Origin of the sequence: Streptomyces cinnabarinus (assembly GCF_027270315.1) — a bacterium.
GTDB classification, from domain to species: Bacteria; Actinomycetota; Actinomycetes; order Streptomycetales; family Streptomycetaceae; genus Streptomyces; species Streptomyces cinnabarinus.
Window position 1 is genome coordinate 8896939 of record NZ_CP114413.1, and the last position, 13244, is coordinate 8910182.

The following is a 13244-nucleotide window of genomic DNA, read 5'->3' on the forward strand; positions in this document are numbered from 1 at the left end:
CTTTCTGTGGCACACGCCGTCCGCTTCTACGAAACCGGTGGCCCTGACGTCCTCACCTGGGAGGAGGTGTCCGTCGGCGACCCCGGGCCGGGCCAGGTGCGCATCCGGCACGAAGCCGTCGGCCTCAACTTCGCCGACACCTACTTCCGTACGGGGCTCTACCCGGTGCGGCTGCCCGACGGCCTCGGCGTCGAAGCGGCCGGTGTGGTGGAGGCGGTAGGCGACGGCGTCACCCATGTCGCCGCCGGGGACCGGGTGACGTACACCGGCAGCCCGCTCGGCGCGTACAGCACCGAACGGGTCATGGACGCCTCGCACCTGATCCGGCTGCCCCAGGAGATCAGCTGCGAGACGGCGGCCGCGATGACCATGCGCGGCCTGACGGCGGCCTACCTCCTGCGCAGGATCCACCCGCTGCGGGAAGGGGACACGATCCTGCTGCACGCGGCCGCCGGCGGCGTGGGCCTGATCGTCTCCCAGTGGGCCGCACTGCTCGGCATCCGTGTGATCGGAACGGTCTCCAGCGAGGAGAAGGCGGAGCTCGCCCGCGCACACGGATGCGAGCACGTCATCCGCTACCGGCACGAGGACGTGGCCGAGCGGGTGCGGGAACTGACCGACGGCGCAGGTGTGCCGGTGGTGCTCGACAGCATCGGCAAGGACACCTTCGCCGGCTCGCTGGCCTCGCTGGCCCGCCGTGGACTGCTGGTCTGCTTCGGCACCGCCTCCGGCCCCGTGCCGCCGATCGACGCCATGCAACTCGCCGTCCGCGGCTCGCTGTTCGTCACCCGGCCCGCACTGGCCGACTACATCGCCGACCCCTCCGAACGCGACGCCCTGGCGGGGGAGTTGTTCGACCACGTCTCCTCGGGGCGCGTCACCATCGAGATCAACCAGCGCTACGAGCTCGACGACGCCGTCCAGGCCCACCACGACCTGGAAGCCGGGCGGACCACCGGGTCCTCCGTCTTCGCCCTGTGAGCCTCTCGCCCCCCTGAGCCCGCCGAGCGCGGCCCCCTCAGCCCCCTCTTCTCATGGAGTGCGCACCCATGCCCGACACCCTGTCGTCCGCGCGGCGCCCCGGCGCGCGGCGCACCACGATCGACGTCGAACCGCTGACCTGCACCATCGGAGCCGAACTGCACGGTGTGCGGCTCGCCGACGCGGCCCATGACGACGAGCTGTTCACCGAGATCAAGAGCCTGCTGCTGCGGTACAAGGTCCTGTTCCTGCGCGACCAGGACATCTCCCGAGCCGACCATGTCGCCTTCGCGTCAGGCTTCGGCCCGCTGGAGGACCACCCCGTCGCCGGCAGCGACCCCGACCACCCCGGACTCGTCCGGATCTACAAGGACCTGGACAGCCCCCCGGAGCACTACGAGAACGCCCTGCACACGGACGGCACCTGGCGGGTGAACCCGTCGATGGGCGCCGTACTGCGCTGCGTCGAATCACCTCCGGTCGGCGGCGACACGATCTGGGTCAACATGGCGGAGGCCTACCGACGGCTTCCCGACCACATCAAGACCCGCATCGAGGGGCTGCGCGCGCGGCACAGCATCGAGGCCACCTTCGGCGCCGTCATGCCGCAGGAGCAGCGCCATGCGCTCAAGGACCGGTTCCCCGACGCCGAGCACCCCGTCGTGCGCACCCACCCCGAGACGGACGAGAAGATCCTCTTCGTCAACGCCTTCGCGACGCACTTCGTCAACTACCACACACCGGAGAACGTCCGTTTCGGCCTCGACTACGCCCCGGGCGCCAGCCAGTTGCTCAACTACCTGATCAGCCAGGCCGCGATCCCCGAGTACCAGGTGCGCTGGCGGTGGACCCCCAACAGCGTGGCCATCTGGGACAACCGCTCCACCCAGCACTACGCCGTCCAGGACTACTGGCCCGCCGTCCGCAAGATGGAACGCGCCGGGATCGTCGGCGACAGACCCTTCTGACCTGCCCCTTTCCCAAGCAGTCGAGGTGATGACAATGGAGTTTCACACCACTGCGCAGCCCCTGGCCCCGACCGCGTCGGCCTGGCCCGTCCCCAAGGCCTATGCCTGGACGGTCTTCGCCCTCAGCTTCGGCCTGCTGCTGTCCGACTACATGTCCCGCCAGGTCCTCAACGCCGTCTTCCCACTGCTCAAAGCCGAATGGCTGCTGTCCGACGCCGCCCTGGGGTCGCTCAGCGGCATCGTGGCCCTGACCGTCGGCGTGCTCGCCTTCCCCATGTCCTTCATGGCCGACCGGTGGGGCAGAGTGCGCAGTCTGCTGCTCGCCGCCACGCTGTGGAGCGTGGCCACCCTCGGGTGCGCCCTGTCGGCGAACTACGGGGAGATGTTCCTCGGCCGCCTCTTCGTCGGCATCGGCGAGGCCGCGTACGGCAGCGTCGGGATCGCCGTGGTCCTCAGCATCTTCCCGGTCACCCTGCGGGCCACCCTCTCCGGCGCCTTCATCGCCGGCGGCGCCTTCGGCTCCGTGCTCGGCGTCGCCGTCGGCGGCGCCGTGGCCCAAGCGGCCGGCTGGCGATGGGCGTTCGCCGTGATGGGGATCTTCGGCCTGGTCCTCGCCGCCCTGTACGGCCTCGTGGTCAAGGAAAGCCGACTGGCACCGCGCGAACAGTCGGCCGCCGAGGGGGACGACGACAGGGCGCCCGAGAAGCTGAGGGCTCACCTGCCCCGCCTGTTCTCCTCCGTCTCCGTCATCAGCGCCTACGTCGGCAGCGGGCTCCAGCTCTTCGTCGCCGCGACGCTGCTGGCGTGGTTGCCCAGCTTCTTCGATCGCTACTACGACATGGCGCCAGCGAAGGCGGGCGGAGCTGCGGGCGGCTTCGCGATGATCATCGGCCTGGGAATGATTCTCGGCGGACTGGTCTCCGACCGCATCAGCGCCACGGCCCCGAGCCGCAAATGGGCCGTCGCCGTCGGCTGCAGCCTCGGCTCACTTCTCCTGTTGAGTCTCGCCTTCCAACTGCCCACCGGACCCGCGCAGTTGCTGACCCTGGGTGTCGGCTGTCTGCTGTCGGCCGGCTCCGCCGGACCCGCGGCGGCCATGGTGGCGAACCTGACCCCCGCCGCCGTAGCCGCGACCGCGTTCGCCACCCTCACCCTGGCCAACAGCCTGCTCGGGCTGGCCCCGGGCCCCGCGGTGACCGGCGCGCTCGCGGACCGCGTCGGCCTGCTGGGCGCCCTGCGGGTCGCTCCTCTCGTCGCGGTCGCCGCCACAGTGGCCTTCCTGATCGGACGACGCTATTACGCACGTGACCTCGCCGCCCTCACCGCCCCGGCGGAGTCGGCGGAGCCCAAGCAGCCGTCGGAGATGGCCACATGAACCCCACCCCACCACCCACCATCGTCATCGTCCCCGGCCTGCGCGACCACGTCGCGGACCACTGGCAGACACGACTGGCCCAACGCCTCACCGCGGCCGGCCGCGCCGTGCACACCGTTCCGCCGCTGACCGGCGAGCGGCTCGCGCTGGACGCCCAGGTCGCCAATCTGGCCGCGACGCTCACACCCCTGAGCGGGCCCGTCCTGCTGGTCGCCCACAGCGCCGGCGTCATCACCACAGTGCACTGGGCCGCGCGCCACAGCGCCGACGTACGCGGCGCAATCCTCGCCACCCCGCCGGACTTCGAGACTCCGCTGCCGGACGGCTACCCCACCCCCGCCGAACTCGCCCACCACGGCTGGACACCCGTGCCCCGCGAGCCGCTCGCCTTCCCCAGCATCGTCGCCGCCAGCGCCGACGACCCGCTGGGCGCACCGGAACGCGTCGCCGCGATGGCCCGCGCCTGGGGCAGTCACCTCGTGGACCTCGGGGCGGTCGGCCACCTGAACCCGGCCTCGGGACACGGAGATTGGCCCCTGGCCGAGGAACTGATCGCCACGCTGGAGTCAGGCCCCGCCCTGGCCCCCATCGGCGCCACACCCACCGGAGAACCCGGATGAGACCCGATCCCGATCTCCTCTGGACCCCGGGGCCCCGTGAGTCGGAGGACTCCAACGTCGCGCTGTTCATGGCCTGGCTGTACGAGACCCGCGGCCTGAGCTTCACCGACTACGCCGAGCTGTGGCGGTGGAGCTCCACCGACCTCACGGCCTTCTGGTCCGCGGTGTGGGAGTACTACGGCCTGGACGCCGTAACCGACTACGACGAGGTGCTGGCCGACGCCACCATGCCCGGAGCCCGCTGGTTCACCGGCGCGCGCCTGAACTTCGCCGAACGGTGCCTCGCCCAGGCCACCGACGAGCGTCCGGCGCTGGTGAGCGTGACCGAGGACGGCGAGCCGGTCGAGATGTCGTGGGACCGGCTGCGCCGCGAGGTGGCGACCGTGTCCGAGGCGCTCCGGCGGATGGGCGTACAACCCGGAGACTGCGTCGCCGGGTACCTCACCAACCTGCCCCAGGCGGTGGTGGCGCTCCTGGCCACCGCCGCGGTCGGTGCCGTATGGACGGCCTGCTCACCCGAGTTCGGCACCCCCAGCGTGCTCGCACGGCTGCGGCAGGCCCGGCCGACGGTCCTCGTCGCGGCGGACGGCTACCGCTACGGCGGCAAGGACCACGACAGACGCTCCACCGTCACCGAGCTCCTGGACGGACTGCCGACCGTCCGTCACCTCCTGACCGTCGACAACCTCTTCCCACCGCACGGGAACGCCTGGCCGGTGCGGTCCGACGTCACCGTGCACGCCTGGTCCGCTCTGCCCTCCACCGGCCGCGCGCCGGACTTCGCGCACGTACCGTTCGACCACCCGCTGTGGATTCTCTGGTCGTCCGGAACCACCGGTGTCCCCAAGGGGATCGTCCAGGGCCACGGCGGCATCGTCGTCGAACTGCTGAAGGCCCTGGGGCTCGGCCTCGACCTGCGCCCCCGGGACCGGTACATGTTCGTCACCTCCACCAGCTGGATGGTGTGGAACTTCCTGGTCGGCGGTCTGCTGCACGGCAGCACGATCGTTCTCCACGATGGCAGCCCCACCTTCCCCGACGCCGCGGGCGCCTGGCACGTGGCCGAACGGACCGGGGCATCGATCGTCGGGGTGGGCGCCGCCTACCTCGCGGCGGTGGAGAAGTCGGGACTGCACCCAGCGGCCGACCTCGACCTGAGCGCCGTGCGCTCGGTCCTGCAGACCGGGTCGACGATGGCGACCAGCACCTGGAGATGGGTCCACGAGCGCCTCGCCCCCGGGGTGTGGCTGCAGTCGATCTGCGGCGGAACCGACATCTGCTCCGTACTCGCGGGCGGCTCCCCCCTCCTTCCCGTACGCGCGGGCCGCATCCAGTGCCCGGCACTCGGCGTGGCACTGGCCGCGTGGGACGAGTCAGGACACCCCCTGATCGGCGAGCAAGGGGAACTGGTGGTGACCGCGCCACTGCCGTCCATGCCCCTGCGCTTCGTCGACGACCCCGGTGACGCCCGCTACCTGGCCAGCTACTTCGACACTTACCCCGGTGTATGGCGGCACGGTGACTGGGCGACCGTCGAACCGGACCTGTCGGTCGTCGTCTCCGGCCGCTCCGACTCCACGCTCAACCGCATGGGCGTGCGCATGGGTTCGGCCGACATCTACGCCGTGGTGGAGCAACTGCCCGGCATCCGGGACAGCCTGGTCGTGGGCGTCGAGCAGCCCGAGGGCGGCTACTTCATGCCACTGTTCGTAGTGACGGACGACGACAACGAACCCGAAGCCGCTCTCCGCGAGCGGATCACCGCAGCCATCCGCCGACAGCTCTCCCCACGCCACCTGCCCGACGTGATCGCGCGAGTACCTGCGGTTCCCCGAACCCTGACCGGCAAGAAGCTCGAAGTCCCCGTCAAACGGATCCTGCAGGGCGCCCGCGCAAATGATGTTACCGGCCCGGGGACTGTGACGGACGGTCACATGCTGGACTGGTTCGCCGCATACGGAAGCCGGGTCGAAAGGCCGGGTTCCCGTTCAGGTCAGGAGCAGACGGGTTCACAGTCCTGACCGTGGCAGCCCGTGGCGTGCAACGCGACCTGTGCGTGGACGAGTTGGGTCGTGGTGATGGTCTGGCAGCGTACGCCCGGCGGGGAAGAGCCATAGAATCGCACCCGCCACACCACCGGTCTGCGGGAGTGTGGGCTGGTTCGCGGTGTGCGACTCGGGGGAGGGTTTATGGCCGCCGTTGCCGTCGACAACGGCCTGCGGGACAGGTCATGACTGGGGAAGAGCCCGTACTCAGATCCGTGTCCCGATGGGTCGTCGTCACCGGAAACGGCACCTACGACCACGACGGGAACGCGCAGCTCCCCTTCGTTCCCCGCGATCTCGATACGGTCCAAGGGCTGTTCACGGACCTCGGCTACGACGACGCCGGCCGCAAACTCGACGCCACGGCTGCCGAGTTACGTGCGTTCCTGTCCGACTGGGCCGCCGACGGCGACCGGGGCGACGGCGCCCTCGCCCTGTACTTCAGCGGTCACGGCGATCGGAGCCCCGTCGACGAGCGGCATTACCTGCTCTGCCGCGACAGTAGCCCGGACCGGCTCAAGGGCACCGCCCTCGCCGCCGACGACCTCGTCGGACTGGTCACGGAGACCGGTCTGTCCCGGCTGCTGCTGATCGTGGACACCTGCTACGCCGGTCAGGGCGGCGTCGACATCGTGCGCAGGCTTGCCGCCCAACTGGTCGCCGCGCGGGACGCGGATCCCCGTACCCTCACCGCGTTCTCGGTCATCGCGGCGGCGCGCCCGCAGGAACTCGCCGAGGACGGGGCCTTCACGCACGCACTGCGGGCCGCCCTGGACGACCCCACCCTCGGCGGCAACCGTCAGCCCAAGCTCTACCTCGAACAGGTCGTTGATCGCGTCAATGACCTCCTCGGCCCCTTTCAGCACGCCACCTGGGGCACTCTGCCCAGCGGCGAGGGCTTCGACTTCCTGCCCAACCCCCGCTATGCACCGGACACCCCGCACGAGGGAATCGACCTGGCCGAGCAGCGCACCGCTCTCACCCCCGAGGGACGTCGGCGCCGGGAGGAATTCCTCAGCCACTTCGGCCCCCGCGGCCGCGGGCTGGAGCGCACCTCCGACCGCGGCGCCTACTTCACGGGCCGGACGAGCGCATTGCGGAAGTTGTGCGGGTGGATCGACGGTGCGTCGGACCTCGGCGACGCGGTCGTCGTGACCGGCAGCGCGGGCGTCGGCAAGTCCTCGCTGCTGGGCCGCCTCGTCCTGATCGCCGACCCGGTACACCGTGCTGCGCTGTCCGACCTCACTCCTGGTACCCCGCTGCCCCTCGGCCGCGTCGACGCTGCGATCCATGCCCGTCACAAGCTGCTGGACGACATCGTCACGGCGGTCGCGGACGCCGCCGGAGTCGCCGCCGACCGGGCGACGCTGCTGCGCGCGCTGGCCGAGCGCAGCGAGCCGCTCGTCATCGTCGTCGACGCCCTGGACGAGGCGGGCACCGCCGGCACGGACGGAGCAGACGGGCGTCTGGTCGCCGCCTTCCTGGACCGGCTCGCCCAAACCGGCGGCCTGCGGCTGGTGGTGGGAGCCCGGCCGCACGTCGTGCCCGCGCTCGGTGCTCGCTTCTCGGTCATGAACCTCGACGACGAGCAGTGGACGGCACCAGGTGATCTCGCGGCCTACGCCCGCAAACTCCTGCGGGCCCCCGACGGCCCCGGCAGCAAGGGCGTGTACACCGCCCCCGGACTCGCCGCCACGGTCGCCGAGGCCGTCGCCGTCCGTGCCGAGGGCAACTACCTGGTCGCCCGGCTCACCGCCCGTGCGCTCGCGCACCGTGCCGCCCTGCTCGACACGAGTGTCCCCGACTGGGCCGAGCAGTTGCCCCGCCCCGCCGCCAAGAGCCCCCGCCCTGCTGGACCTGCCTTCCGCTGGGCACTTGACCAGCAACTGGGCGCCGAGTCCGAGCGCGCCGGCCGCCTCCTGCTGCCCCTCGCTCTCTCCGAGGGTGTGGGCCTGCCGTCCACCGGGCTGTGGCCCGCGATCGCCTCCGAGGTCTCCGCGGCTCCCGTCACCGCGGACGACATTCGCTGGCTCCTGGACAACGCCGGTTCGCACATCGTAGAGGCCCTGGATCCCGACGACCGGTCCGTCTACCGGCTCTACCACGAGTCATTCGCGGACGAACTGCGCGCCGAACGAGCCGGCCCCCGCACCTCCTCCGCCGTCACCCGGGCGCTGCTGGCATCGGTTCCGGTCGATTCCGCCACGGGACTGCGCGACTGGAGTGCCGCGGAGCCGTACGTCTGCGCTCACCTGGCGACGCACGCGGCGGAGGCCGGCATGCTGGACGAGCTGGTCGTCGACCCGCTGTTCCTGCTGACCGCCGAACCCGGCGCGCTCCAGCGGGCGCTGTCCCACGTGGCCTCGCCCGAGGCGGTCGCGGCCCGCACCGCCTACGAACGGGTCGGCTCGCTCCTTGCGAGTGAGCCGGACCAGGGACAGCGCTACGCCCAACTGAAGCTGGCCGCCCTGCAGTCGGGGGCGACACTGCTGGCGCAGGGGATCCGGCAGCGGGCTCCCGACCTGCCTTGGGACACGCGGTTCGTGCTGCCGTTCCACCCTGCGACGCCGTATCGCACGATCAGTACCTTCGACTCGTCCGTCCTGGACGTCGTCGCCGTGGAAACGGAGCGGGGGACCTTGCTGGCCACGGGGGAGTCGGGGCGGGGGGTACGGCTGTGGGACTTCGACAGTGGGGAACTGATCGGGCAGGTGGGGAACGTAGGGGGATACGACGTGCACGCTCTGAGTGCGTGTGGGCCGTTGCTGATCGTTACGCGCAACTACGGAACACCGCTCGTCGTTGACCCTGCCAGCCGGCAGACCGTGGGGCTCGGCTCCGAGGGGGACGACTTGTCCCGGGCGTCTATGTGGGCCTTCGCGGAGTCGGGCGGTACGTGTTACGCGGCTTATTCGCGGCGAGGCAAGCTCCACGTGATCGATCTCCTCCAGGGCCGCCACCTGGCGACCCTGAAGGTTCCCGAACGGCAGGACCCCGAGACCCGGGTTCCGCCGAAGCTGCTGGCCATCGAAAGCAGTGGCGGTCGGCTCACCGTGGCCGCCGCGATGGACAGCGTGAGATTCAACGGTGAGGGCGGAGTTCCGTACACCGCGTACCCTGCCACGATCGTCGGGTGGACGGTCGAGCCGAGCACCCCCGACCAGTGGCTCGAACCCGACCTCGTCCGGAGTTGCCGAGGCGTTGATGTGGTGGCGTTGGCCGTGCAGGGCGGCTCGATCCTGGTCGCCACCCGCGAAGTGCTGTCCTTCCGGAGCTCCGGCTGCCGGGTGTTCCAGCTCGCACGCACCACGCTGGAATGGGCTTGGGCCTACACGGCTCCCAAGGACTGTCGGTTTGTCCGGGTGCAGGGCGAGACCCATCTGATGAACCCGGTGTCGGGCGGGGCCGAGTTCATCAACACCAAGGGGAGAGTCGCCTGGCGAACTCCCGTCGACCCGCGGCCGGGAACCCGGTTCACGACGGTGCGGACGTCCGGAGGTGAGCCCACCGTTGTCTCCTGGCAGCGCGGCTCTGCCTCCTTGCGAGCCTGGACCATGCGTCCCAGTGAAAGCGGTGGCCGCGCCGCCCGCGCCGGCACCGGAAGGGGTCCCCTGCACACTGGGACCGTCTCGGGCCGACCGGTGCTGGTCCACCCGCGCGGCAACGAACCAGCCCTGGTCGTGGATGCCGCCACTGGTTCCGCCCTCGGTACCGGCGGCCGGCTCGACCGGCACTTCCCGCAGGCTGCGGGACACCCCGGTGCGGCGCCCTTGCTGTACTTTCCGGTGCCGGGCCGACACACCCTGAAGATCACGGTGGTGGGCGAGCCCAGCCGGAACCTCACACTGCGTGGAGTACGCCGTGGAGACGACCCTCAGCTGCGCGTGTCACGGCTGAACGGACAGGACGTGATCGTCGGGTTGTGCGCGAGCTACCTGGGCGTCTGGAGCCTTGACGGGAAGCTGTTGCACCGGTGGCACATGCCGTCCGTCGCCGGGTCCGACGCGGATGTGCAGGTGACGCAGTACCACCAAGGGATCCTGATCCTCATACAGCACTCACGGGGATACCGCGAGATTTATGGCTTCCTGGACGGGCGCTTCTTCTCGTCAGCGGTCGACTCCAGCGAGGTGCGCCACAGCATGGTGCTCAGCGTGGGCAACTGGCACGGCGAGCCGGTGTTCGCCGACAGGGGTGGGGTGTACCGGATCTGGGGGACGAGCGGGGTCCTCGAACCCTCCGTAGGCGCGAGCTGGCGCGAGTCCGGCGTATGGGCCGAGCGAGTCCTGGTACAGATGCTCCAGGGCCGCCGTACCGTCTTCCTCCTTGGCCAGGACGAGACCCTGTCCCTCTTCGATGTCGATGCGAACCGCCTGGCCTGCCGAATCCACCTCGGCACCCAGGCGACCGCGCTCACCGTGGTCAACGACGAACTCCTCGGCGTGCTCACCCCGACAGGGCTGATCTCGCTGCGGGTGCCCGATCTCGGTGGTAGGGCCGATCAATGATCTCGGGGCCCATTGCTTGGGCGTCGGGCACTTCCGGACGGGCCTGATCTCTTAAGCGGGCCAACGTGAGATTCGGGTCACTGACGTGCACAACAGGCGCTACCGTTTGGGGTCCCTCAGCCGTGTCTTCTCGCCTGCCTCCTGGAGAACCACCCACGTGTCCGTGATCACTTCTCCGCTCCCCGGGGACCCGAGGCGCATCGCGTCGTACAACGTTCTGGGACGACTGGGCTCAGGCGGCATGGGGACCGTATACGCGGCAACCGATTCCAGCGGGCGGCGCGTCGCGATCAAGGTCGTTCATGCTCAGTACACGGCTGACCCGCAGTTTCGAGCACGCTTTCATCGCGAAGTTGAAGTGCTGCGCCGAGTGAATGGTCCGTGTCTCGTGCCGTTGCTGGACGCTGACCCGGAGGCCGACGTTCCATGGCTGGCCACCGAGTACATTCACGGCCGAACCCTGCAGGACTATTTGGCGATTCATGGGTCGCTGGCCGGCGTTCAGCTCCATCTTCTGGCCGCGGGTACAGCCCGCGCGCTGGCCGCGATCCACGCGGCTGGTGTGATCCACCGCGACATCAAACCGACCAACGTGATCTTGACCCCGCAGGGGCCCCGCGTACTGGACTTCGGGATCGCTCACATCGTCGACGGGACCGCCGTGACCCGTACCGGGATGACGACGGGAACCCCGGGGTGGATCAGTCCAGAGCACTACCGCGTCGGCGAAGTCGGCGCACCCGGCGACGTGTTCGCCTGGGGTGCGCTCATGGCTCATGCGGCAACGGGGCGTCTCCCCTTTGGAACAGGCGCCGCGGACGCTGTCGCGTTCCGCGTGATGCGTGAGACGCCGGATCTGGAAGGGATACCCGACGACTTGCGCACCATCGTCGAGTCCTCCCTGGAGAAGGAGCCCGTCGGACGCCCCACGGCCCAGAGTCTCGCGGAGAAGACGGCGGACCTGCTGAGCAGACAGACGACCCAAGTCCTGGACGGTGCGCCCGTCCACCCCACCCTGGTCCAGGACAACATGTCGGGTCAGTGGCACATACCAGGGGTCGAGGAAGACCCCGCGTGGGGGGCGGCAGAAACCCGCAGGCGGCACAAGCGTGCAGCGTGGCTCACGGTTGCTGCGACGGTCGTGCTCACCGCAGCAGGCCTGGGCACATTGGGTGCCATATCTCCGGACACACCGCGTACACGGGCTGCCGCGACGTCCAAGAGCCCTACTACCGCCAGCCCTTCTGCGAAGAAGAGCCCGGACGAAACATCGCCGAGTCCCACTCGCACCCTTCGCACCGTTGCCTCATCCTCGCCCGCCCCCACGGCAACTCCCGCGGCGACGCTGACAAGGACGGTGGTCAACACGATCGCTCCGTGGGCAGTAGGCGGCTACCCGGCTGATGACGTCACCATCACCGGGGAAACCATTGGATCCTGCTGGTCGTCCTCGGAAGCCACGATGCGTTTTGATGCGTGGCGATGCACTGCAGAGAGCCAGATTCTCGACCCGTGCTTCGGCCCGGACGAAAGTCCTGAGCGGGAAGCCCTGTTGTGTATGGGCACCCAGCCGAACCGGATGGTGCGGCTCGTCCTGTCCGAGCCGCTGCCGGGCAACAACTTCCACATCCCGGGAGGGCCGACGATCACGCCCATCATGGTTGTTCTTGCGGACGGGAACACTTGCCGTGTCATGACGGGCGCCACGACGGTCCTTGCCGGCGAGCGAATGAACTACGCCTGCGAGGAGGGCGGCCACCTCTACGGCGACCCGGACAGGAACGACGCCCTCTGGACGATTTCCTACAGGGTCGACAGTGCCGGTACCAGCGTTGGTACGGCAATTGCTGCCGTGTACCAGTGAGTGGTTCCTCAGCTCGGGACAAGCGTGGGCCTGGTGGAGGTTGTCCACGGTTGCCCATCGCGTGGCGGTGTGGTGTTCAGTTCGCGGGTACGGCGTCGAGGGCGAGGAGGCTTTCCGCGGTGTCGGTGATGGTGTCCTCGATGGGGCGTGGCTGCCAGCCCAGGAGGCGTTGGGCCTTCTCGGAGGTGGCGTCAAGGTTCTTGCCGAGGAGCTTGCGCAGGGTGCGCAGGTCGGGGTTGACCAGGGAGAGGCTGCGGGCCGCCCAGACGGGCATCTCGCGTGTGGGGGTACCGGCGGCGCGTTCCCCGAGGCGTTCGCGGAGGATCGCGGCGACGTCGCGGACCCACAGGCCCCGGCCGGAGGAGGCGATGAACCTCTCGCCCGCGGCCGCCGGATCGGTCATCGCGCGCAGGTGCAGGTCGGCCACGTCCCGGACGTCGACATAGCCGGAGGCGAACTTCAGGGCGACCGGCATGGAGCCGTCGAGCATGCGCTTGATCAGGCCGAGTGAGGGGAGTAGTCGGGTCCCAGGACGGGCCCCAGCACGCCGGTCGGGTTCACGGTGGTCAGCTCCAGGCCGCTGCCTTCCGTTTCGACGAAGTGCCAGGCGGCGCGTTCCGCGAGCGTCTTGGACTTCTGGTACGGCTCGATCCCCGCGTCCACATTCGTCCAGTCGGCCTCCGTGAACGGTGTGCTCCGGTCCGGGTGCCCGTAGGCGACGGCGCCGATCGCGGAGGTGAGGACCACACGTCGTACGCCGGCGTCCCGGGCCGCGCGCAGGACCCGCAGCACTCCGTCGCGGGCCGGTTTGACCATCTCGTCCTCGGAGCGCGGATTGCTGATGGACCTCGCGGTCAAGGGCTTCCGCCCCTGACCGAACCCG

Annotated in this window: 9 protein-coding genes; 7 read left to right on the plus strand and 2 right to left on the minus strand. The window is 69.9% G+C overall.

All coding sequences use genetic code 11. From position 1 onward, the window contains the following. The first annotated feature begins 6 nt into the window (after positions 1-6). The 7 genes from STRCI_RS40095 (at position 7) to STRCI_RS40125 (ending at position 12361) form a co-directional block, all read left to right on the plus strand. On the plus strand, positions 7-981 hold the full coding sequence (locus STRCI_RS40095; RefSeq protein WP_269663933.1) for a quinone oxidoreductase family protein: 975 nt from the start codon (positions 7-9) through the stop codon (positions 979-981). A 68-nt stretch (positions 982-1049) separates the two neighbouring features. After that, positions 1050-1949, plus strand: a complete 900-nt coding sequence (locus STRCI_RS40100; RefSeq protein ID WP_269663934.1) for a TauD/TfdA dioxygenase family protein — start codon at positions 1050-1052, stop codon at positions 1947-1949. A gap of 34 nt (positions 1950-1983) precedes the next feature. Continuing rightward, entirely contained in the window at positions 1984-3324 is a 1341-nt protein-coding gene (locus STRCI_RS40105; protein WP_269663935.1) for an MFS transporter, read from the plus strand. Beyond that, positions 3321-3944, plus strand: a complete 624-nt coding sequence (locus STRCI_RS40110) for an RBBP9/YdeN family alpha/beta hydrolase (RefSeq protein ID WP_269663936.1) — start codon at positions 3321-3323, stop codon at positions 3942-3944. Before STRCI_RS40105 ends, STRCI_RS40110 begins: the two co-directional genes overlap by 4 nt. Next, positions 3941-5965 (plus strand): acetoacetate--CoA ligase, encoded by a 2025-nt coding sequence (locus tag STRCI_RS40115; protein ID WP_269663937.1) that lies wholly within the window; start codon positions 3941-3943, stop codon positions 5963-5965. Before STRCI_RS40110 ends, STRCI_RS40115 begins: the two co-directional genes overlap by 4 nt. Before the next feature lie 239 nt (positions 5966-6204). Further along, positions 6205-10497, plus strand: coding sequence for a caspase family protein (locus tag STRCI_RS40120; protein ID WP_269663938.1), 4293 nt, complete (start codon positions 6205-6207; stop codon positions 10495-10497). A gap of 163 nt (positions 10498-10660) precedes the next feature. Continuing rightward, entirely contained in the window at positions 10661-12361 is a 1701-nt protein-coding gene (locus tag STRCI_RS40125) for a serine/threonine-protein kinase (RefSeq protein WP_269664771.1), read from the plus strand. A gap of 76 nt (positions 12362-12437) precedes the next feature. On the opposite strand, the gene STRCI_RS43440 is transcribed toward STRCI_RS40125, so the two are convergent. Both STRCI_RS43440 and STRCI_RS43445 read right to left on the minus strand, forming a co-directional pair. After that, positions 12438-12851: a Rossmann-fold NAD(P)-binding domain-containing protein gene (locus STRCI_RS43440; RefSeq protein ID WP_336298833.1), complete on the minus strand. Its 414-nt coding sequence runs from the start codon at positions 12849-12851 to the stop codon at positions 12438-12440. Between the two features lie 8 nt (positions 12852-12859). After that, positions 12860-13219 carry an NAD-dependent epimerase/dehydratase family protein gene (locus STRCI_RS43445; RefSeq protein WP_336298834.1) on the minus strand — a complete coding sequence of 120 codons (360 nt, stop codon included), beginning with the start codon at positions 13217-13219 and terminating at the stop codon, positions 12860-12862. Positions 13220-13244: the final 25 nt, after the last annotated feature.

Bases quoted from the DNA above. Each gene is read 5' to 3' on its own strand.
- STRCI_RS40100 (WP_269663934.1), top strand. From the start codon at position 1,050: ATGCCCGACACCCTGTCGTCCGCGCGGCGCCCCGGCGCGCGGCGCACC.
- STRCI_RS40115 (WP_269663937.1), top strand. From the start codon at position 3,941: ATGAGACCCGATCCCGATCTCCTCTGGACCCCGGGGCCCCGTGAGTCG.
- STRCI_RS43440 (WP_336298833.1), bottom strand. From the start codon at position 12,851: ATGCTCGACGGCTCCATGCCGGTCGCCCTGAAGTTCGCCTCCGGCTAT.
- STRCI_RS40110 (WP_269663936.1), top strand. From the start codon at position 3,321: ATGAACCCCACCCCACCACCCACCATCGTCATCGTCCCCGGCCTGCGC.
- STRCI_RS40105 (WP_269663935.1), top strand. From the start codon at position 1,984: ATGGAGTTTCACACCACTGCGCAGCCCCTGGCCCCGACCGCGTCGGCC.